Origin of the sequence: Mesorhizobium huakuii (assembly GCF_014189455.1) — a bacterium.
GTDB classification, from domain to species: Bacteria; Pseudomonadota; Alphaproteobacteria; order Rhizobiales; family Rhizobiaceae; genus Mesorhizobium; species Mesorhizobium huakuii_A.
Genome location: NZ_CP050299.1, coordinates 293,557 through 315,280, shown reverse-complemented (window position 1 = coordinate 315,280; position 21,724 = coordinate 293,557). Strand labels below are relative to the sequence as shown.

Here is a 21,724-nt window from a genome sequence, read left to right as displayed (position 1 = left end):
CCGTGGACCGCCTTCTCGAATTGAAGAAAATGCGGCGCCGCCGCGCCGAAGATGCACTGCGCCTGAGGCACACGACTCTCGACAATGCTGTCGCGGTTGTCGGAACCGCCTTGACGGACCTTCGTAGATGGCGCGAAGACCTTCCCGCTCGCGAAGCCGCGCTATACGACCCTTTGATCGGGGAAGCCGCCGCGCTCATTGATCTTGACGAGGTGAATGCGAAGATGATCTCGCTGCGTCAACACGAACAGCTACTCCAACAGCACCTCGAACAGGCAAGGGCACAAACCGACTTAGCTCGGCAGGCACGTGAGGAGGCGTACGGCACGGCGCGTGAGGCAGGGCGCGAGGTTAGCAAATTCGAGAGTCTCGTTCGAGCCCTGCGCTCCGACGCCACCCTCGAGGAAGAGCGCTCAGCGGATTTGGAATCGGAGGATTTCGCCCAGAGGCAGACTCGTTTAGGCAGGGAGCAAGACGATAATGTGTCGGTGAACCTGCATCCGATGTGGAGCGGCCATTCGTTGTCAGAATTCACTGACCGCGATTGCGCGGATCCCGGAAAGCGATTTTGGTCGGTTCTCGGCTGCGCCATCCTAACGGACGTCGAGAGGGGCCATGTCGAGGCTGACACAAGCGAGACGACTTCTGGCGGCCGTTGAGCCAACGGGACGAAAGGGACACCCGAAAAAATACCGGCGCCATGCATAGCCCCCCGGCTGTCGCAGCCCATGGGACGGATGCCTGTGACGGCTTCGGCTCATTCCACAGACCGTTTAAAGAGGGCCCCGTAGGACCACCTTTCTTCGGGGGTATCGTACCACCCAGAGCGATGTGTTCGCCGCCACCTTCAAAGGAGCCGCGGAGCACGATCGCAACAGCTTCCGCACTTTCGATCGGAGTCACCAAACCAATCGCGAGGCCGGCCTCGCGTAAACCGGCCGCTGGACGCAAGATTGCCCCGCCGACGTTGCCTCATGTGACCGTGTGTGAATGTCACGCGTGCGAAGCCAGCGGCGTTTGGCGGAGCATCGGCTCATTCCACATCGCCCCCGATCGCCTCGCCGCCCTGCGTGGGTGGCTGCGTACCGACCACGGCGGACTTGCGAGTTGGAATGCGCTCAGCCCCGATGCGATCAGCGCAGAAACTCTTGGACAGCAGCGCCAGCGGCCACCAATGGATGGCCACTTCGCGCGCCACCAGCCAAGCGCCTTCGCGGTCTTAGTACGAATGGTCGACGCTGAACGCTCCAGAGCAGATGCCGTCGATGCCGCTGCCCGTGATCTTGCGTTCGTCGCTCGAAGTCAGGCGCTAAACGATGCCGGCGAGGTTGTCTTGTCCATGCTCGTTCCTGCCCAGGACGACGAGCGCCCCAATCGCTCCGCCTATCGATGAGCAGCGAGTAGAGGACAATGCCAAGGATGCGCCTGAATATCTCCATCGCTCAGAACGCCTGTCCCATGCCGGCATAGATGCCGAAATGCGGGTCATCGGGACCCCGGTTGAACGGCACCGCCGCATCGATGCGCAGCGGCCCGAATGGCGTGAAATAGCGCAGGCCGACACCGGCGCCGACCTTGACGTCGGAAAAGTTGGGAACCGACATATTCGATACCGTACCGGCATCGACGAAGGGCACGATGCCGATCTTGTCGGTGACGGCGATCCGCATCTCGAGCGAGGTTTCGAAGAAGGATAGGCCGCCGATAGGCTGGCCGGTGAAGTCCTTCGGGCCTATGCCCTTATAGCCGTAGCCGCGCACCGAACCACCACCGCCGGAATAGAAGCGCCGGTTGGCCGGCACATTCTGAAGGCTGGTGCCGACGATCGAACCAACCGCGACCCTTTCGGCCAGCACGAACTTCGAGGCTGAATCCAGCGACTGATAGGCCGATCCCTCCCCCGTCAGTAGGAGGAAGGCCGCGCCGCTCATGATGTCGCGGCTGGGATCGGCAGAGGTCAGTACCCGGAATCCGCTGGTTGGGTTCAGCCGGTCGTCTCTGTCGTCGTAGACATATTGGAGCGGAATGCTGGCGATCAGATATTTGTGCTCGCCGAAAGGATCGGTGATCTCCGAATAGTCGAGCGCGACTTCCGCGGAAACCGTCTGTTGCTTGTCGAGTTCATAAGACAGGCCGGTGTTGGCCTTGACCGAGAAATGCTCATAGGCGTCAGGGTGCTCGAGCACGGTCTTGACGCCGGCGAAAAACTTTGACGCCGGCCCGATCATCTTCTCGAACATGATGCCGGCATTGTAGTTGAGCTCGCTCGGCTTGCTGCCGATACCGCTGATTGCGCCCTCGATGCGCAGTTTTTCGGCACGGCCGAACAGATTGCGGTGGCCCCAATAGCCTTTCAGGTCCAGGCTATCGGTGTTAGAGAAGGTTCCGCCTAGACCGAAATAGCGCGGCTTGCGATCGCTCACTTCGACGCCGATCGGGATGTTGCCGTCGGCATCAAGTTTGTCGGCTTCCTTCAGCGTCACGCTGTTGAAGACTTCCAGCGCGAGCAGCCGGTCACGCGCCTCGTCGACCTCTTCCGGCGAATATTGGCGGCCGCGCTTCAGGCCGGTCATGTATTCGGCGAAATTGCGGTCGACCTTTTCGGTGCCTTCGACCGTGGTGTTGCCGTAGCCGGCAGCCGGCCCGGCGGCCACGGTCAGCGTCACGTCGAGCGTCGAGGTGGTGTGGTTGGCGACGATCTGCCGGTCGGTGACCTCAGCGAGCGGCATGCCCCGCTCCTTCAGCGTCCGCACTATCAGCGCCTCAGCTTCGAGGACTGCGCCCGAACTAGCGTCGCCGCCCGATATCAAACCATAATCGGCACTCATCAGCCCCGCCGCATCGCCCTCCAGCCTGATGTCGCCAAGCGTGAATTTCGGCCCGGCCGCAATGTTGATCACCACCGGAATCGGCTGCGGACCCGAAAATTCGGCGTCGGGCGGCAAATCGTCGAGCGGCTTGCCTTCGATGGTGATGGTGACGACGCCCTCGTAGCGGGCGTCCGCGTAAAGTGCGGCGACAAGCTGGTCGCGGTCGCCACGGGCCTTGGCCAGCAGGCCGAGCGAACCAGAGACTGGACGTTCTTCGTCGTCTTTCAGCGCCGAGGCGTTTTCGAGCTTCTCGGCGATGTCCTCGTCGGCGTCGGGCGCCTCGATGGTCACCGTGTAGCGCAGTGGATCGACGGTGTCGGCGTCCTCGTCGCTGGAAGGCGCCCACAGCTTGAGGCCGAACAGCTCGAACGCGGCTGCGGACCTTGATTGCGCGGCCAGCGCGGTCGAGCAGACCACGGCCAAAAGCAGGGCGTGCAATAGCGCGCCGCCTGGGGCGCTACCCACTGACATCTGCCTTCCATACACGGGCATTTAGCACAACCTAGGCAATAGTCCTGCCAAGGCGGGAGTCCGATGCTGCGGCTGGGCAAGTCCGTCGGCAAGAGCCGCGATGCGCCCTCGTAGCTCGCGCGGAAGTGCCGCCACGCCTGTCCCGAAGGCTTTGAGAGCCCTGCCACGATTCTCGGGGTCGCCGATGCCTTCGGCCAGGACGACGAGACGCTGCTGCAGCTCGAGGGCAAGCCCTCCGATACCCGCTCCGAAGCCCCATAGGGCTGAGACGCGACCCTCGGGGTCGTCAATGCCTTCGGCCAGGACGACGAGACGTTGCTGAAGGTCGGGGGCAAGCCCTCTCAGACCCGCACCAAGGCCCATCAGGGCCGAGCCGCGATGCCTGGCGTTTTCAAGTCCCTCGGCGAGGACGACGAGACGTTCCTGGAGCTCGGGCGCAAGCCCCGCCACACCCGCTCCGAGGCCCTGCAAGGCCGAGGCGCGATGCTCGGCCCCCTCAAGTCCCTCGGCGAGGACGACAACACGCTGTTGGAGGACGGGGTCCAGCCCGGCCACACCCGCTCCGAGGCTCTCCAGGGCCGAGGCGCAAAGCTCGGCGTCGTCGTCAAGTCCTTCGGCGAGGACGACGAGGCGCTGCTGGAGCTCGGGGGCAAGCCCTGCCATGCCTACTCCGAAGCCCCATAAGGCTGTGACGCGATTGTCGGGGTCCTCAAGCGTCTCGGTGAGGAGGATGAGACGCTGCTGGAGCTCTCCTGCTGCGCCCAGGCGAGGTAATTGAAGTTGGCCGCGAGTGATTGGATCACGCCCCCCATACAGAAGCGGGGCAAGGCGATCCTCGACGCCAGGGCGGTCTTGCGTCAACCTGTTCCAGATAGCCTGAGCCCGGATAGCCCTTTCACGCCCTTCTTGAGGCATCCAGATTGCCGTAGTGGCGTGGTACATCTGTTGATTCGTCTGCGACATGCTCAGAAGATCGGTCGGGCTGAGCCGCTCAGCAATCTGACAGAGTAGCTCCTGCTGCAAATCAAGGACACTGGTGTGCCGCATGCGGCGAGAGGAGGAAACGCTTGACGCTTGAGGCTCAGAGCGTGTGTGCGCTACAACAGAACGGGATGATTGTCCGGGTCCTTCAACCCCAACAGCCGGTAGGGCGGGAGAATCATCCGTGATATCACCTTCGATGGCGCTAAATATCGCCATGGGCGCCTTGCCACGCTCGTCAATGCCCGTCATAATTCACCTCCTATCGACCAACAAACTGAGATCATCTGGTCGCCAGCTTGAGCTGGTTGATCTTGCCCTCGACGGATAAATTGATTTGTCGGCAACGAGGCGAGCTGCCCTGTCGGAGGAAGCCGGTTCAAAAGCCGCCAGTTCCAGCCGGCCCCGAACAATTCAACATTCTGTCGGTTGTGCACTGTGGTGGCGAATTTCAAACCGCCAGAAACAACCTGCATTATGCACAGCCTGATGTGTAGGATCGTCTTCATCATCAGATGCTTCCAAGCAAAAAATGCGCCACTTGAGCGATCGATTTGATCTCAGCATTCCCGGCATACCTCGATGCGGATTTCGGCACTGGCCACGGCTGCGATCCTCTTCTTTCGGTGGGCGCTGGTTGCCTTCCCAACAAATTGGCGGATTGTCGACATTCGGCATGTCTGCTTCGAGCGAAGAAATAGATGCCAGATGTGAAGCGGCGCGGCATTGCCCAGGAGCGGAACCTTTCCCCGCGAAGAGGCTCGGACCGTCCGTTTTCCTAGTCGGTTGATGATTTCCCCCGAGAAGACCTGTCCATCGCTCCCATCCGCCCGATCCGGCATGCGCGGCAAGCGTGCAACGAGGTCAGATAGAGCCCCTTGCCGCTTAGGCCCTCCGGGCTGCAGCGGATATCGGGCTGCGGACGTCGCGACGAACAGCGGCGCAAAGTGGCCTGGATTTTGCGCTGTGCTTTATCGCAGCACAACAAAGTTAGTTGCAGAAGTTCCAGTCCACCAAGTGGCGTCGTGAGTGAATGCTTCGCCTACGCCGTTCCGCCTGGCTTCCTGCGATTGGTGCTGTCCGTAAACTTCGAAGAGAGGCGTGATTATGAAATCAGCATTCAAGCAGAACTCGACCAAGAACCTTATCCTGAGTTCCTCTAGAGCCCCCCTATTGAGCCAGCGCCCCTCTGTAGCCAGGAACGTGGCTGTCCCTCAGAGTCATGTTGAAGCGACGTCCGACTGTGTCGGCCCCAAGCATCGAGCAAGGGACAATCACAGATCAGTCTGCAGGCATTGATGTGCCGCTGGAACAGCGTCGCTTTCTTGAGCCGAACGCCTTGCACCTGACCACCCCCTCGAACCAGATGATGAGGCCAAGCGCGTTGATGGCGCGGCGACAGGCATGCGAGGTGAATCAGGCTCGTTCACCAGGCTTGGACTGCCGGAGGCCGGACTCTGCTCGTGATCGGACGCGCTCTGCGCGGGTATTGGCGCAAGTGGAGGGAGTACGAGTTCGGTGTCCTCATAGAAGACGAAGAGCTGCGGCCGCTCGTTGTCGCTGCGGCCTTTGGAATGCGCGTCTTTCCGACGGTGGACCGGTAGCGGCCCAGCGGCGAGGCGAGCCGACCGAGCAAAACTCTTCATGCGCGCTTGAGGGCGGCGATCAAATTCTCCTTGCGAAGTACGGAGCCCGCCGGATCGCAAAGCAGAGGCTCGCTCGCGATTCAGAGCCCATCAAAATGGGTCCTCTCGGCCTATTTGGAAACACGGGTGATGTCGCTACTGCCACAAGCGGCAACAGGCGTAATCTAGCTCTATTCAACCTTGACAAGGCTATCCCATGCAACTACGCCACCTCAGATATTTCGTGAGCATCGTCGATGCAGGGAGCTTCTGCCGGGCAGCGGCCACCATTCATGTGGCCCAGCCGGCCCTCAGCCAACAGATCGCTGGCCTTGAAGCCACGCTCGGCGCCACCCTGTTGCACCGGAGCGCACGCGGCGTTTGCCCGACCCAAGTGGGCAAGATCTTCTATCGGGAGGCCGTCTCCATCTTGCAGCGGGTAGAGCAACTGCGCGGCATCGTTCGCTCCACCGGGGGAGAGCCAGAAGGTTCAGTGGGGCTCGGTATTTCTTCGTCGCTCGCGGTCTCCCTCGCTGGCCCCTTAGCTGGCGCCTGCAGGACAGCACTCCCCAAAGTGACCCTGCGCTTGGTGACCGGTGACTTTCTCCGCATTAGCTCGCTCATCGAATCGCACGAGCTTGACGTTTGCCTGGTCTTCGAGGACACACCCACCCATGGTGTTTCCCGCAAGCCGCTGTTCCGCCAGCGCCTCTATCTGGTCCGGCCTGCCAATGCGGAAAATGTGGCGACCTCAGTGTCCCTCGAAGAGCTGGCGGGACTTCCTCTTGTGCTGCCAGCACAGCCGCATACGATCCGCGTCGCACTGGACCGGGCGTTTGGAGCGGCCGAAGTGATACCGAACTGCGTCGCGGAGGTCGACACGTTCTGCAGCGTGCTCTCCTTGGTCAAAGCCGGCGTAGCAAGCGCGATCGTTCCCAAGGGGGATTTCTCAGACGTTCCAGGCTACGAAGCTCTGAGGCCTGTCGTCATCGATCCACCGATTCATCTGACAGTATGCCTCATCTCATCCGCCCACATGCCGCTCACCTCCGCCGCCGAGGCGGCAAGTGCCTTGCTCGGCGCGCAGCTAGAAAAGCACCTTAGCGAAGCGTGCCCCCCGAATGGGAGCGCGTCCCAACTCAGTAGTTGCGAGGGTGCTGTCACATTGATTGAGGGGTAAGGAAATTGAGGTAGCAGCGCGCCCATGACCGTGAGTGCACCGACCTACAAGAACCACCGCTATCCGATCGAAATTGTGGCCCGTGCTGTCTGGCTCTACTTCCGCTTCAATCTGAGCCTGCGCGATGTCGAGGAAATGCTGCTCGATCGCGGGATCGTCGTTTCCTACGAGACCATCCGCCGAGGCACCGTAACGTTAACCGGGCATCGATCAAAATGTGGGATCTGGCGGCATGACCAGATTTTCCCGTGATCCTCTTTATCGTCGCCACCGATTTCCGGCGCAGGTGATTGCCCATGCCGTTTGGCTCTATTTCCGGTTTCCGCTCAGCCTGCGGATGGTCGAGGATATGCTGGCAGCTCGTGGCGTCATCGTCTCTCACCAGACCGTGCGACTTTGGGCTGAGAAATTTGGCAGACACTTTGCCAATGATATCCGGAAGCGATCGGCCGGCGAGCTCGGCGACAAATGGCATCTCGATGAGGTTGTCATCACCATCGGTGGAAAGAAACACTGGCTTTGGCGCGCCGTTGATCAGGACGGGTTTGTTCTCGACGTGTTGGTGCAAAGCCGTCGCAATGCCAAGGCGGCAAAGCGCTTGATGCGAAAGCTTCTGAAAGGGCAAGGCCGTTCGCCGCGTGTGATGATCACCGACAAGCTTCGATCCTACGGTGCGGCGAAGCGCGAGATCATGCCAGGCGTCGAGCATCGCTCGCACAAGGGCCTGAACAATCGGGCGGAGAACTCTCATCAACCCGTCCGACGGCGGGAGAGGATCATGAAGCGCTTCAAGTCAGCGCGACATCTTCAGCGTTTCGTTTCCGTCCACGACCCGATCGCCAACCTCTTTAACGTTCCCCGCCACGATATTCCATCCACCCACCATCGAGAACTGCGAGCAACTGCCATGCAAGCATGGCGCCAAATCGCGCGCCTTCACGCCGAATGAACCAAAGCCTCACTCCCAGATCTTGTTTTCACAGCGTTAAGTTTACGGTGCCGCCGAAGGTATTGACCGCCTGTGGCGTCAAGCCGACATGGCCCATGACCGGCACGCCGCGTGCGGCGAGGAAGCGGATCGTCTCAGCCATTGCCTCGCCACCTTCGAGCTTGACCGCCGCGCAGCCGGTTTGCGCCATGACGCGCGCAGCATTGCGCAAGGCCTGCTCGGGGCTTTCCTCGTAGGAGCCGAACGGCATGTCGACGATCATCAGCGCGTGCTCGAGGCCGCGTCGCACGGCCTGGCCGTGCATGATCATCATCTCAAGAGTCACGCCCAGCGTCGACGGCAAGCCGTGGAGCACCATGCCGACGCTGTCGCCGATGAGAACAATGTCACAATGCCGATCAACGAGCTTTGCGATCGGCGTGGTATAGGCCGTCAAGCAGACGAGCGGCGTTCCACCCTTCCGGGAACGAATATCCGGCGGTGTGATCGCCTTGGTGTTAGCAACCGCACTCAAGAGGGCTCCTTCCCCAACGTTACCAACCATGGGGGCTGCGTTTGGCACATTTTTGTGCAGGTGCGAAGTGCTAATAATGGCGGTGGCGCTTGACGTTGACGAGCCGACACTCACGTCAGAATCAATTAAATCGGTTAAGCTGCTTCAGCGTGCCCATCGAGGGATCATGGCTATCAGGCAAGGTCGAGCAACGCCCCGTCATTTCGACGGCGCCAAGGTGAGACATTGAGGCTCCATCGGTTCGAACCCAATGGCAACGACCCATATTCCACACTGCCAATTATGCGACTTTTTCAGCACAAACAGCGAACAAGCGGGGAGGCAAGACGTCAGCCTTCTGGCGCGTTCAACAGGATTTCCAACCGTTGGACGCTCTCGAGCACCAAGTCGAAATTCGGCACAGGCCCAAAGATCATTGCGGTCATGGCACCATAGTCTCGCCGCAGGGCGTCAACCATTTCGTCATGTGGCAGCAAGGCGAAGGTCGGCGGTTCGGCTGATGCAAGGTCGTAGTCCTTGCGGTTGAAAAACATGCGAGCATGAGCGACGCAGTCGGCGCCAAGATCCCTATTCGCGATTGCCCGGCGGCCAGTTTCGGACTCCATGAGCCGATGAATGTCATAATAGTGGCGCGAAATCCGTTGTCCGCCACCACGCAGTTCACCCCGACGCTCAAACCAGCGACGCAGACCATGAAGGATCACGACCTTGTCCCAAAAGGTCCGCTCCGGATCGACCGTAGTGACGTTGGCCACGCTTAGATCGAGACCTGGCACGTCCTCATCGACATAGGGTCGAATGATCTGCGGTGTGTTCGGATCGAGTGCCGACTTCGCGCCTGACTCAATCTTTACTGCCGGACGGACATACGCCTCAATAGGCGTCGCGGTCGGATACCAAAGCAGGAGGGTCTGCCTGTCATCGTCGTCAGTTCGTACCTGAAAGTCTTCGAGCGGCAGTCCCGTGCGCTCCGCGGAAGCAGCTACCAACGCAGTCAAGGCCTCCGCCATCGGTCCTTGGATATAGGCCGTACAGGCGTCCTTGATGGCATCCAACTTGGCCTCGCGCTTGGTACGACTGAGGTTCTGAAGTTCGGCGATCGACGTCCCCTCCCCCAGATCATCTCGGAACACAGTGACGTCGATGTCTTCCGAGAACCGGCTGATCAGGCCAAACCCCTTGGAAAGGGAAGTGCCGCCTTTAAACAGCAGCCGTGGACTACCGTCTGGCATGCGGTTGAACAGCGCGTCCAAGGTCCAGCAGACCCAAAAATCCTTTTCGATATTCTGCGGCGTGGAGTTGAGACGCTGAGCCGTTGTCGTAAACAGGCCCGCTCTTGTCTCGGCGTCGGCGCTCAGAACCTGGGCGTAAGCAGAATTCATTGGCTCGGCATTTTCAGAGGCGTAGTCCCGCTCGGCTGGATCTGGCCTTGGGATACCTCAGCGGCGTCCTGCAGTAGGGGCTTCAACAGAACTTGCATCCAGGCGGGAAGGGTTGGCAGACCGTCGGCCAAGTCGGCACGGAGGCGGTCACCTTGGTCGGGATCGTTCAGCAGTCGGCGCAGGCGACGTAACAGTTTCTGGTTCCCGTCATCCTGGCCCAGCATGTCGCGTATCCAATGCAGCGCCTGGACGACGCGCATTGCCGGGCGCCCTGCCCAATAAAGTTTGCTGGCCGACGTGGGCCGGAAGGTGATGTCGAGGTTGCCAAGGCGAATCGGCCGCAACCGCGCATCGGCGTGAACGACGATGCGGGCCGGCACCGCGTCAGTCAGGCCGAGGTCATTTGCTGCGGTCATGCCGTCGACGAGGACCCGGATCTGATCGCGCCGTGCCACGGCATCGATGACGCTGCGGGGGTCTGGTGGGCTTTTCTGCTGAGTCAAGGTGTTGAACGTTGGTCGATCGTAAAGTCCGCGATCAATCCGCCGCAGCTCAGCGGCCTTGACCATCCGCTGCAGCACTTTGTCCACCGCATTGCGATTGCCGAGGTCAAGGAAATCCGCAGGCGTCCAGACCGTGCGTGACGGACTTGTCGCCATGCGATCTTGGATTAGAGCCTTCAGGTCGGATGGAGTCTCACTCATGTCCGAAATATGTATACGTATTTCGGACAAATGCCAGCCCTTTGGAATGTCCGAAAAATGTCCACATATTTCGGACCAGCATGGCTCGGGGTAGCACAAAACACTCTCATCGACGTAGAGCGGTTACGACACCATCACCCATTACTATCCAAGTTCGTGAATCGCTACGCTCGGCACAACAGCCTTGGCGATCTGACATAGGTGCTGGTGATGCGTAAGATAGATCACCTGACCGGCATTTGCCATTTCCCCGAACAATCTGAAGACCTCCTCGGAACGGACATGGTCGAAGGTTTCCATGATGTCGTCTGCGATGAAGGGCACGGAGGGCCGAAACTGCGCAAACTCGTAGTACCCCGCGAGCCGGAGCGCCAGGTAGAGCTGAAAACGCGCGCCCTTCGACAGCGCGTCGGCGACCTTGGATTGCCCGTCGCGCTGCAATGCGATGAGCACTTCCCCACCTTTCACGGGTTGGGTAGTCAGGCCAGAGTACTGGCCGCGCGTCATGAGGGCGAATGCGTCTGATGCGCGCTGCATCATCCCGGAGCGGTGACGCTCGCGGTAGAGACGCAGAGCATTCCCCGCCGACATTATTCCCAGTTTCAGCTCGATATAACGGACGGCCTTTTCCTCGATTTCCAGAAGGACGGTGCGCCGTTCGGCATCTATGCGGGCAACAGCGGCGTCGCCGCCAATGGCGTCCAGCTTGTCGGTCGCGCGCGTCTGCCGAATGAGCTGTTGCTGCAACGCCTCGTCAAGGTCGCGAAGCCGTTGCTCAACTTCGGCCTTCTCGATTGCGAGACTGTCGAGATCGACAGCATCCAATATCGAACGCGCCTGCTCGAACCCTTCCACCGCGAGCCCGGACGCCACCTGCTCCTCAAGTTCGGCCACGGCTGAGCGCAGACGATCCCTGTCGCGCAGCAGTTCGTCGCGTTGCACGACGTCCGCCAGCGTGGCCACGCCAAAGACGCTGAGGACCTCGTTTTTGCGGCGCTCATGTGCCGCAATCTCGGCATCGAGGATCTCACGCGCATCCTGCAGACGCTGCAGGTCATTGACGAGGCCTGCCTTGGCCTCGCGCATGCGCTCGGCGCGCTCCAGGCGCTCGGCAAGCCGAACCGCCAGCTGTTCCGGTTCGTCGTCGTTGGCCGCCTCGCCCGCTTCGGCTGCAACGGCGGTAACCTCGACCAGAAAATTGTCCCTGTCGGCCTCCATCTTCTCGATACGGAGTCGCATGGCGTCCCGGTCTTGAAGACATTTGGACAGTTCAGCCAATTGATCGAGGACGCCCCCCGACGCCGGTCGCCGAGATGCCGCTCTCGAGCCAGGTGCCCTTGAGCGCTTCGGCAACGCCGGCTAGCCATTCATCCTCACGTCGCTCAGCGACTTCGATGGCTCGGCGTCTAGCGGCCAGATCCTCTTGCCTTGTGCCAACGGTCTTGAGCGCCTCGGTGCGCTCAGCGTCCACCTTGAATTGTCTCTCAAGGAACAGCTCTGCCACGGCCATGGCCGTCTCCAGGCTGTCACCAGGATCCGAACCGACGCCAACGCTCGCCCGTGCGCCGCTCAGCTCCAGGCGTATTCGGCCTTCCTCATCAACCGCCCGCTCGGTCTTCTTGCGGGAAAGCTCGATCTCCTCCCAGGCCGCGAGCGCATCGATCCGGGCAGCAATGCGATCCTCGATCAGTTCGATCAGCTGTTCGGGGGATGTCTCGGGGATTTCTCCAAGCAGGTCTCTTGCGACTGCAAGAACTTCCGAGGGCACAGCCTCCCGATCTGAGCTGTTGCGTTCAAGTTGGTCGCGCGTATGCGCGATGGTGGCGGCGGTTTCTGCGAGGTTGCGGTTTGTGCTGCGGATCTCAACGAGCTCCCGGGCGTTGGCCAGACGGCCCGCCGCGCCGCTGTCGTCTCGAGCCAGCAATGCCGCGAAATCATCCGCCGTATCGCCACTCAGGTCATGGCGATGCCTTGCCCAGGCCTCGTCCCGGGCACGCCGAATGGCGCTCGCCGCATCATCGTCGGTGACATCGACCGAGGCACGAAGGGCATCCAGCCGCGCCGAAAACAAATCGTGATTGCCCTGGTGCTCGGCAAGACGTTCGCAAAGGACACTACTGCTCTTCCCCAGCTCTGCGGCCTGCGCCTTCCATGCGCCAAGCCGTCCAGCATTCGGAATGGCGATCCTGGCCAATGCCTGGGCATCTCCCGACCAGGGATGCAAGCGCGCGATCGCGGCCTCCCATCGAATTGCTCCCGCATCCGCGGCCTCGCGCGCCGCCTTGGTCTCCCTCACGTACCCGCTGGCCCTTGCGGTAGACAAAGCCGAGACCAGCCTGGCCCTGGCAGGCTCGGGCACGGCTCGTTCTTCGCCGACCCGCTCGCGTGCCGCCTGCAGCGCATCAGCGGCTGCCGCCGCCTCGTCGCGCGCGACGCGCACCCGGGTTACGATCCCGGATCTCTGCTCGACCATGGTGCGCACAGCGCCAATGGTTGCAGCAGGCAAGAGCAGTTTGGCAGGGTATTGCTCCGACGCCCTTCCAAGGGAAGCAAGGCAGGTTGCCACGGCATTGTCGAGAATTTGCAGCTCCGTCCTGCGACTTGGCAGGTCCAGCCCGGCCGAGACGTGGCGCACCTTGCGGTCGGCCAGGCCGCGGACCCGTTCGGAGATCGCAAGGATAACCGCGTCCACATCGACCGAGGCGATTTTCGTCGTCACCCGCTCGAGCTCGTCCCCACTCGCGGATAGCCGCGTTCTCAGACTGGCGTCGGTCTCGATCATGTCCGCGATGCTGCCCGTCCAGGTCCGTAACGGTGAAGCGATCTCAGGCAACTCGGCTAGTTGGGCTTCCTTACGTCGGATATCAGCAAGGATCGGGATCGCGCGAAGATATTTCGCGATCGTATCGAGCCGAGCCGACAGCACCGACCGTTCGGCGATGCTGCGGTCGTATTTTTCCGTCGCGTCCAGACGCTCTGTCTCGAGAGTTTCGAACGTCGACGCCAAGGTGTCGATTGCCTCCTTCCCGGACTTCAGTTCCGCAAGCCGCTTCTTGAGCAGCGCAAGCTCGGTTCCGTGTGCCTGCTTGCGATAGAGCTTGTCCGCTTCGGCCTCCAGCACGCTCAATGTATCGCTTGCGTGCCCGAGGCCAGCGCTGGCCGTGAACAGCAGCTTGCCTAGGTCGCCGCGCGATTCCAGGATTGATTTTCCACCTGCTTCCAGCGTTTCGTCGTCCAACGAGAACATGGTCTCGTATGCGTCGCGAGACAGCCCGGCGAGATGTGCTGATATCGCCATTTCGCTGACCGGTTGGCCATTCGCGTTCAACAATGGGTTGGTGCGCTGTTTCGTGCGTGTGAACGAGTGCTCCGCGCCGCCAAGTTCGAGCACCCCGCCGATGCGCATCGCGCTGTACTCGTGCAGGAAATTGTAGCGGCTGCGTTCCTCGATGCCGAACAGCAGATCGAGATAGCCGGAAAGCGCGGTCGACTTGCCGGCTTCGTTCAGGCCGAAGACGATATGCAGGTCGGGACCGGAATCCGGTTTTGGCCCGAAGTCGATCGTCCTGTCGGTGAACTTGCCATAACGGATCAGATCAAGTCGCCGGAGCCTCATTGTGACCCACCGGCCTTGAGGCGGGCGGTGACCAGATCGGCGCCGTTGGCAAGCACCCTGTCGAGGAACAACTCCAGCCCAGCCTCGTCCTTACCGGCGAAATCGCGCCCGTCAGGCGGAAGATCCGCGATCATCTTCTGGACCAGCGCCCTTGCCTCGGCACGGAAAGCTTCCGAACCGGCATCGTCGCGCATGGATTGAGCGAGCTCGAAAATCGGATCAGCAACGCCCTCGGATGTTTCGGCCGCGGGTGGAGCAACGTTAAGCTCGAGCTTCTCCACCCAGGTGTCCCCGGTGTGTTCCGCGACCTGCTCGGCTTCCGCGAGCAACAGGTCGCGGTCACGGATCAGCGCCCAGGATAAGGGTGAAGCCCCGCTCAGGCCCAGACGGACCACAATATGACGGGACCTGACAGAAGCGCGCAAATCTTCGAGCGCGGAGCGGACTCGCCCGACGACTTCGGACCACTCCACCGTTTCGGTCAGATCGACGTTCACCCTTTCGAATTGCGCGATACTGGTCAGCCTCTCCTCGACCTCAATGGTGCGGTCGTCTCGTATCGTCACCAGTGTGACGGATTTCTCCCCGGCCTCATTGATGTCCCTGCCCTGCGGAATTCCTGGCATCACCACGGTGCTCGCCCCGGGATGGACCTGGCGGACATGGACGTGCCCAAGGGCCCAGTAGTCGAAGCCATGGCTGTGCAGGTCGGCGACGCTGCAGGGGGCATAGACGTCGTGGCCGGGCGATCCGGCCAGGCTCGTATGCATGATGCCGACATTGACCGCGCCTTCACGGCCAGCAGGGTACTTTGGTAGCAGACTGTCCGGCGCCTTGGGGCTGGCAAAGCTCAAGCCATGGAACATGACGTCGAGCCCGCCGGCTGTCTGCAGCACCGACTGGGGACGGCCGCTGAAGATTGTCACAGTGTCCGGAAACACCAGCTGTTTCGATATCCGCGACATGGCGTCATGATTGCCACGGATCTTGAAAACCCTGATGCCGGCCTGGTGAAGTTGTGTCATCTGTGACGCCAGAAACCGCGCCGTTTTCATCGACGTCTGGTCGCCATCATAGAGATCGCCGGCAATGACCAGGGCATCGACACGTTCCGCAAGGCAGAGATCTACGATCGAGACAAACGCCTGACGGCTGGCGTCTCCGACGAGCTCGGCAAGGTCGGGGTTTCGCATCGCCAGCGAACGCAGTGGCGAGTCGAGATGAATATCGGCCGTGTGTACGAATCGAAATGCCATTGGGCGGTCTCCGGTCACAAACATACGAGTGTTCGACCGCGGCTCGATAGAAGAATTTCACGATAGGCGGTTTTGGCTGTCCTTGGCTCGGACGGCCTTCTACCGAGCGCCTCTGCTCACATGTTTGCTGCCTCCTATCGCGTTGGAGGGGGCAGTTGTCAAAACCCACAAGCGGCACCCTCAGTCGACGAGGGGCAACGACGCTCCATCGCCACGCGACAGCCGGCTCTGCTTTTCATTGCCGCAATCGGCACAGCTGGCATCCTTCCGCGGCATGACAAATTTCACCCGCCGATCTAGCGGGTGCTGTTGAACGTTGCCTTGGAAAGCCTCGGCCCTGGTTAGACCAGTCATGTAGAACAAGAAGTCGTTTGCGGCCTGCGAAGCGCTGAGAGCGTTGAGCGTAATGACGCTTGGTGCCGAGGCGTCATCGCCATCAACATAGCGCTGCGCCTGGCGCATCTGGCCGCTCATGCTCTCGTCGCGCAATCGCTGCTGGCTGATCGCCTGATTGCAAAGCAGGCAGCCGCATCCCGGCGTGACGAGACGAGCGCTGGTGTGGATGTTGACCACCGTGCCAGTCTCGTCATTGGTCTGGATGCGCGTGCCCAGTTGTACACCAGGAATAAGATACTGGTGAACCACCGCGTTGAAGAGGCGCCGTGCCCGATGCCCGTCGGCAGCAAGAAAAACGTAGTCACAAGTCTTGAGCGCCTCGACCACCGCCTTTTCCTCCATACTGGTGAAGTGGCGGTCGATCGTGGCCTTGCGGTTTGCACGGGAAATGACACGGCGCACGAGGTCGATTTTGCGCGTTGAAAGAGATGTCCCAAGCCTACGCATCCACTCTGGCCGCCCGGGCGCAACCAGCCAGGTCATAGCATCCCAACCGGTCGCATGAACGAGACGAGGCAAGTTGCTCGGCTGGACCCGGTCGGGATCGACGAGAACGAACGAGCCGACCCCGAGCCGACCCAGCAGCTCGGCGAGAATGGAGCCGACCCCGCCCAGGCCAATGATCGCCACCTTCGATCTGGCGAGGATGGCCTGACCGGACGCGCCGAACACGCGGACTTGGCGGTCAAAGCGGAGGTCAAAGGGCTTCTCAAGCGGCGATGGCGCCGGACGCAACTCGGTGCGGCAGGAGCCTACAACGACCATCCGGTCGATGTGGAGGCGGCTCTTGCCGGGAAGCCAGATATCGCCGGCGACAGCATTCTGCGCAAATACCAACGAACCAACGGGCATCCCGTCGATGAGATCGAGCAGCGCCGGGAAACCGCGCTCGTGGGACTCGATGTCAACATCGGAGAAGGCGACCCGATCCGTGCCGAGATGGTTGTGGACGGCTAGGTAGACCAAACGCTCGTCTCGGCAACGTCGCACCTGCTTGGAGATGAATGGCGCAAGCAGTTTGCGATAGCCGCGCGTACCCGGCACCCAATCACGACCCTCGACGGCCAAGATCAAGTCACGTGCGGTCAGCACCGGCCCGTCCCTGGTCTCGAGCAGGCCGGCATGGATCACGGCGCCATGTTCATCGCCGTCGCCAGGAAAAAGGTGGGCGACAAGTTCGTCGTACATTTCCTGCGTCATCCGCAGCTGGCAGGTGTGTCTCATTGCTGCAACATCCATTTGATCACCGTGAGGAGCTTGAGGAGCGGCGGTTCGTAGGACCAGCACGATTGGTTGCGCTGGCGCCTCGACACCATGACGCTTGCGCGTCTGGACATGGTAGCCTCGGCATCCGGGAACACTTTGCCGGGGTGCAAGGGGTTCTTGAGCATAGCCTTGTCGAGACGTGCGAGGTCGCCCCGCACGTAGAACGGGTAGGTGTCGTCGTCAGGGCAGGCAGTCGACAGGAAAAAGCCAACCCAAGTATTAGCCTGCTGGTAGGGAGGACCGAGAGGAACATCCTCGACGATGACAAATGCTGCACCATCGGCGGTGGCGCAGACCTCGATACGGTTGTCTGGAAAGTGGTTACGAAAGCCCTCGATGGCCTTCGCAACACCTGCCTTGAGGCCAGTCATTAGCTGTCCTCGTGATGATCGACGGCACCGAAGACTTCGCCTCCCGAGATGAAGGTCGGGTCATCGTCACCGATCACCTGGGTGTCGCCGTTCGGCTTCTCCTCGTCGAGGGTGAAGTCCAGGCGAATTTCGACACCCTGGGCAATGGCGGCCGCCTTGATCTCAGCACCGGTATGCCAGCCGAAACGCAAATTGACCGGCTTGTTGTTGACTTTCACAGTCACCATCGGGCGGGCGACCACTTTCAGACGCTCGGCACCGCGGTCGTCGAGGTCGATATCGCTACCGTCCTCGATCAGCTTGTCCGGTGTATCCGCGCGATCGAGCGTGAAGATCCGATCTTCACTGAGACCTACATAGCCCCGCAGCTCGGCTTCCGCGATCGTGGATGCACCCCACTCATACCCACGCAGGTCCACCGTGAAGGCGTAGATACGGTCGCCCGCAAAAGCGCGGAACTGCTCGATGCCCTCCTCGCGCAGATCCACCTTTTCGTTGAGCCCTATCGACTGGGTCCCCCAATCCAGGACCTGGATCAGAATATGCTGGTCGGCCGGCAGATAGCCGGACTTTTCAAGAATCTCGCGACCTTCGATCTGGTGGTCACGGGAACGATTGGGAACGGAATTGACCAGGTAGGCAAAGCGATCGCGCTGATCGGCGTCCTGGCTGACGTCCTGAAGGGACATGTGATCACCCATCTAACTGCCGACCGGCACTTTGCCGCGGCTTCTGTGGGGCTGATCGTTGCAGAGACGGGAAAGCGGAAGTGCCCGTGCCGATTTTTTTAGGCGATTGGCTCGGCCGGGGCCGGACACATAAAAAAGTACCGGCAGCGCGGGCACTGCCAGTCATCGCTTTTAGGCGGAAACTCGCCTCGACCGATGGCGGCAGCAATCTCTATGCTGTTCTCGATCCTGTTTCGAAGCTTTGCCGGCGTTTGGACGACGGATGTCGTCTCGCCCGTGGCGATATGGTAGGACTCAACAGTCGCTCCGGCGCCGTGGCGCTGCTCGGCTGCCTTTAGCAACAGGGAGTTTGCAAGTCTATCCGGCTCGGTTGACGACGGGCGCCCCGATCTTATCGACCGGAGCGTAGTCCCGACACCGCCCACTTCCACCTGGTCTGGATGGACTTCAATGTCCGTGGCGCCGAGACGCACAACAATCGGTGTTGATTTCTTGAACCCGCGGGCCAAAAGGGGCCGCAACGAGGACAGCATGGTCTGGGTCAGGTCGCGATAGGGTTGCTCATAGAGGTGATCGACCAGGCCGCTTTCCGCCCAAGCGTTTTCAAAAATCTCGGTGATCGCGTCTTCCGAGAGCGGCGTTGATGACTCTCTCGCAGCCTCGATCACTTGCAGCAGGCATCGATGCGCCGCGCGATACGTGCTCTCGACCGCGTCGCCGCGCATGCCCACCACGCGCTCGTAGTAGAAGCGACGAGGGCACCGTTCGTAGTCCTCTATGTCGCGAGCAGTTAGCGTTGGGGCGGGAGGCTCGTTGAGTGGGGTGAAGATCGGCTTGGGCACCGACCGCGTGATCTGCGCCGTCGTCAGCGAGCCAATGTGCAGTTTCTCGAGATAGGTCGAGGGATTGGCGTTCTTGCCGTTGCTGGTAGCTGGCCGATAGAAGCGGAGAATTGCCCGCGCCCGAGACATGGCGACGAAGAACAGGCACTCTTCCTCAGCCTCATGCGCGTCTGGCTCGATCGGGTTGGCGACGAGACCGTCAGGTGATGGACACCTGTCCGCGCGATTGGGTGCGGGGAAAGCGCCCTTCTTGAGGCCTGGCAGATGCACGGCCTCGAATTCGAGACCTTTGCTCGCGTGCACGGTAAGCAGATGGACGCCATCGACGTCCGAAAGCTCGTCGGGCAGACGGCGCAACTCTCGCTCGTCGGCCAGCAGGACCATGTGACGGATGCGCGCCAGCCCCCGGGCGATCGGCGACCGGCGACCCGTCCCGCCCTTTGGCATCGAGCGAAGAGCCTCTACCAGTTGTCGAACGGCGACACGGCGCATATCGGCAGAGGGCGTATTGCCCTGAAGCAGACCCACGACATAGTTGCTGCGCTCAAAGAGGTATTCCATGAGCACGAACCAAGGTGTGCTTCCTTCCGTAAGGCCCAAGAGATGCGTTGCAATCAAGGCCAACCCGGCACGTCCCTCGACCGATAGGCCAACGACCTCTTCCAGTCTCGCCAGCATCGCTATCGTTCGGATCTCGAGGGCCTTCGCGACCGACAGAACTTTGACGATATCCGATGTGCTCACCTTATACTGCTGGAACCCGGCAACCCTCATGAGCGTCGAGCCGGAGCTGGCCAAGAGGGATAGAAGAGAGAGAAGGTCCCTGACTTCCGGGCGATCGAATAATGGCCCGAGATAAAGGATAGGGATGTTGCGAGCCTCGAGTTCCTCTCCTACGCGGGCAAGCGTACCATTGCTGCGCGCGAGCACAGCCTGAGTCCGGAGCGGCATGCCGCCCTTTTCGAGTTCCCGGAGGCTGGCGGTGAGGCGTGAATACTCGTCGTCGGCGTCGCTGGCGACGCTAAGCGAAGGCGCTTCGCCAAGTACATCTTGATCGGGATCCAGGTTGAGCGGCAACGAAAAGTCGGAGACCTTCATGGTCCGGCTGAAGCCGGTGAAGGTGTCGATGATCCTTTTCGTCGATCGGTAGTTGACCCTGAGCGGCGCCTTCTCGTGGTCGGGATAGTCCTCACCGAACCGCGCCACATTGCGGACGGAGGCGCCACGAAAGCGGTAGATCGACTGCCGCGCATCGCCGACGACCCACAGTTGCCGGCCGTCACCGGCCAACCCCTTGATCAGAACCGCGCTGGCCCGGTTGATGTCCTGATATTCGTCGACGTGGATCCATCGATACTGGGCTTGAAGCTTCGCCCGAAAGTCCGCGTCATCCCGCAGGCGTAGTGCCGGCAGCATGATGAGGTCGCCATAGTCGACCTGTTTGAGCTCTTGTAGGCGCTCCTGGTAGTGACGATAGACCAGCGCCACTTCCTTGGCTTTTGCCGCTGCGATCACCGCCTGTTCATCGCTTGGGTCGGCGCGTTCGGCCATGGCGCCAGCGAGGTTGGTGTAGGCCTGCCAGCCGACTAGTTCGTCCTTTGCGCGATAGATTGCCTTGAGGATTTCCCGAAGGGCGAGCGCTGGCTCAAACAGGTTCTGGTGATAGAAAATGGGGAGCGTCGGCAATGCCTCTTCAAGCATGTCGATGGCACGGCTGCCATCGACAAGAGGCGGATCCTGCGAGAGACCGAACAAAATGTGGTGCTTGCGCAGCAGCTCAAGACCGAAGGCATGGAAGGTGCTGGTCCAGATGTTAGCTGCAGGGCTCCCCACTGCCTTGCCTACGCGATCGATGAGTTCCCCTGCGGCCTTATTCGAGAAGGTCAGCGCCAGAATCTCCGAAGGCGCAGCTTCCGCGCTCTGAATGAGCTGAACGATCCTTTCGACCAGAGTTCGGGTCTTGCCGGTGCCTGGTCCAGCCTCGAGCAATAAAGCCTTACCACGGAAGTCGGCAGCATACTTCTGCGAGTCGTCGAGCTTCCTAAACTTGTCAGGACGTGCGGGCGCGGGTGGACGTGGTTCGGGCAGAAGTAATGCATCGGTCAGCTGCTGAAACACGAGCGCAAGATTGAGACCTGTTTGTTCGGCGATTGCCCTAGCGCGCATTCCGCCTAGGAAGAGCCGGCGGGCGAGAGCCCTCGGCAGCAGGAGCTCACGGGCAAAAACGTTCGCCTGGGCCTCGCGACGCTCCTTCACGCCATAGGCTTCGACCCGCAAAACCGGATCGCCCGGCCCGGGTGAACCATAGTCCTTGCGAACCATAGCCACGTCGCCGTTGTGAACGACTTCATGCCCGATCTCATGAGCGATCACCTCAAGCTTAGTGGGAGGCTCGAGATCCTCTTGCACAAATACGTGACCATACTTCCGATTGAAGACACCGAGGCATCCGGCGAGCGTCGCGTCTCCGACATGCAGCTCCTCAAGCTTCAGGCTCCGCTTGGCCAGCGCACGTTCGACGATCGCGCCGGCCCGCAATTCAGCCAGGCCGTGATCGATTGCTTCCCTTAGTTCGTTCGCGGCTAGGCGGATAAGGCTGAAGTTTTCCATGG

17 protein-coding genes and 1 pseudogene are annotated in these 21,724 nt (G+C 60.9%); 4 read left to right on the top strand and 14 right to left on the bottom strand.

What is annotated here, in order from left to right; genetic code table 11:
• Positions 1 to 2 precede the first annotated feature (2 nt).
• Entirely contained in the window at positions 3 to 659 is a 657-nt protein-coding gene (sctO, locus tag HB778_RS39200) for a type III secretion system stalk subunit SctO (protein WP_183465859.1), read from the top strand.
• A gap of 374 nt (positions 660 to 1,033) precedes the next feature.
• Here sctO and HB778_RS39195 read toward each other — a convergent pair whose 3' ends face one another.
• The 4 genes from HB778_RS39195 to HB778_RS39180 form a co-directional block, all read right to left on the bottom strand.
• On the bottom strand, positions 1,034 to 1,198 hold the full coding sequence (locus HB778_RS39195; protein WP_183455416.1) for a hypothetical protein: 165 nt from the start codon (positions 1,196 to 1,198) through the stop codon (positions 1,034 to 1,036).
• Between the two features lie 244 nt (positions 1,199 to 1,442).
• Positions 1,443 to 3,341, bottom strand: a complete 1,899-nt coding sequence (locus tag HB778_RS39190; protein ID WP_432421301.1) for an autotransporter assembly complex protein TamA — start codon at positions 3,339 to 3,341, stop codon at positions 1,443 to 1,445.
• A 21-nt stretch (positions 3,342 to 3,362) separates the two neighbouring features.
• Positions 3,363 to 4,574 (bottom strand): F-box protein, encoded by a 1,212-nt coding sequence (locus tag HB778_RS39185; RefSeq protein WP_183465855.1) that lies wholly within the window; start codon positions 4,572 to 4,574, stop codon positions 3,363 to 3,365.
• On the bottom strand, positions 4,571 to 4,834 hold the full coding sequence (locus HB778_RS39180) for a hypothetical protein (RefSeq protein WP_183455413.1): 264 nt from the start codon (positions 4,832 to 4,834) through the stop codon (positions 4,571 to 4,573). Before HB778_RS39180 ends, HB778_RS39185 begins: the two co-directional genes overlap by 4 nt.
• Positions 4,835 to 6,191: 1,357 nt before the next feature.
• Between HB778_RS39180 and HB778_RS39175 the strand changes: the two genes are divergently transcribed.
• Genes HB778_RS39175 through HB778_RS39165 form a run of 3 tightly spaced genes read left to right on the top strand, consistent with a single transcriptional unit; the run spans position 6,192 to position 8,076 of the window.
• Positions 6,192 to 7,127 (top strand): LysR substrate-binding domain-containing protein, encoded by a 936-nt coding sequence (locus HB778_RS39175; RefSeq protein WP_183455412.1) that lies wholly within the window; start codon positions 6,192 to 6,194, stop codon positions 7,125 to 7,127.
• Positions 7,128 to 7,151: 24 nt separating this feature from the next.
• Positions 7,152 to 7,379 carry a hypothetical protein gene (locus HB778_RS39170; RefSeq protein WP_432421300.1) on the top strand — a complete coding sequence of 76 codons (228 nt, stop codon included), beginning with the start codon at positions 7,152 to 7,154 and terminating at the stop codon, positions 7,377 to 7,379.
• The gene (locus HB778_RS39165) at positions 7,360 to 8,076 is read left to right on the top strand and encodes an IS6 family transposase (protein WP_183455411.1); all 717 of its coding nucleotides are present in this window, start codon (positions 7,360 to 7,362) and stop codon (positions 8,074 to 8,076) included. The genes HB778_RS39170 and HB778_RS39165 overlap by 20 nt, the downstream gene beginning before the upstream one ends.
• 49 nt (positions 8,077 to 8,125) lie before the next feature.
• Here HB778_RS39165 and HB778_RS39160 read toward each other — a convergent pair.
• The 10 genes and pseudogenes from HB778_RS39160 to HB778_RS39120 all read right to left on the bottom strand — a co-directional run.
• Positions 8,126 to 8,590, bottom strand: a pseudogene (locus tag HB778_RS39160) (3-methyl-2-oxobutanoate hydroxymethyltransferase); the annotation flags it as partial.
• Positions 8,591 to 8,919: 329 nt separating this feature from the next.
• The gene (locus HB778_RS39155; RefSeq protein WP_183465853.1) at positions 8,920 to 9,972 is read right to left on the bottom strand and encodes a nucleotidyl transferase AbiEii/AbiGii toxin family protein; all 1,053 of its coding nucleotides are present in this window, start codon (positions 9,970 to 9,972) and stop codon (positions 8,920 to 8,922) included.
• Positions 9,969 to 10,631 (bottom strand): DUF6088 family protein, encoded by a 663-nt coding sequence (locus HB778_RS39150; protein WP_244662193.1) that lies wholly within the window; start codon positions 10,629 to 10,631, stop codon positions 9,969 to 9,971. The genes HB778_RS39155 and HB778_RS39150 overlap by 4 nt, the downstream gene beginning before the upstream one ends.
• A 189-nt stretch (positions 10,632 to 10,820) precedes the next feature.
• Entirely contained in the window at positions 10,821 to 11,954 is a 1,134-nt protein-coding gene (locus tag HB778_RS42475; protein ID WP_244662192.1) for an ATP-binding protein, read from the bottom strand.
• The gene (locus HB778_RS39145) at positions 11,947 to 14,292 is read right to left on the bottom strand and encodes an ATP-binding protein (protein ID WP_244662191.1); all 2,346 of its coding nucleotides are present in this window, start codon (positions 14,290 to 14,292) and stop codon (positions 11,947 to 11,949) included. The genes HB778_RS42475 and HB778_RS39145 overlap by 8 nt, the downstream gene beginning before the upstream one ends.
• Entirely contained in the window at positions 14,289 to 15,548 is a 1,260-nt protein-coding gene (locus tag HB778_RS39140) for a metallophosphoesterase family protein (protein WP_183465849.1), read from the bottom strand. The genes HB778_RS39145 and HB778_RS39140 overlap by 4 nt, the downstream gene beginning before the upstream one ends.
• A gap of 180 nt (positions 15,549 to 15,728) precedes the next feature.
• The gene (locus HB778_RS39135; RefSeq protein ID WP_183465847.1) at positions 15,729 to 17,132 is read right to left on the bottom strand and encodes a HesA/MoeB/ThiF family protein; all 1,404 of its coding nucleotides are present in this window, start codon (positions 17,130 to 17,132) and stop codon (positions 15,729 to 15,731) included.
• A gap of 32 nt (positions 17,133 to 17,164) precedes the next feature.
• Positions 17,165 to 17,581, bottom strand: a complete 417-nt coding sequence (locus tag HB778_RS39130; RefSeq protein ID WP_183465845.1) for a hypothetical protein — start codon at positions 17,579 to 17,581, stop codon at positions 17,165 to 17,167.
• Entirely contained in the window at positions 17,581 to 18,270 is a 690-nt protein-coding gene (locus tag HB778_RS39125) for a multiubiquitin domain-containing protein (RefSeq protein WP_183465843.1), read from the bottom strand. The genes HB778_RS39130 and HB778_RS39125 overlap by 1 nt, the downstream gene beginning before the upstream one ends.
• A gap of 98 nt (positions 18,271 to 18,368) precedes the next feature.
• Positions 18,369 to 21,722, bottom strand: a complete 3,354-nt coding sequence (locus HB778_RS39120) for an ATP-dependent helicase (protein ID WP_183465841.1) — start codon at positions 21,720 to 21,722, stop codon at positions 18,369 to 18,371.
• Between the last annotated feature and the right edge of the window lie 2 nt (positions 21,723 to 21,724).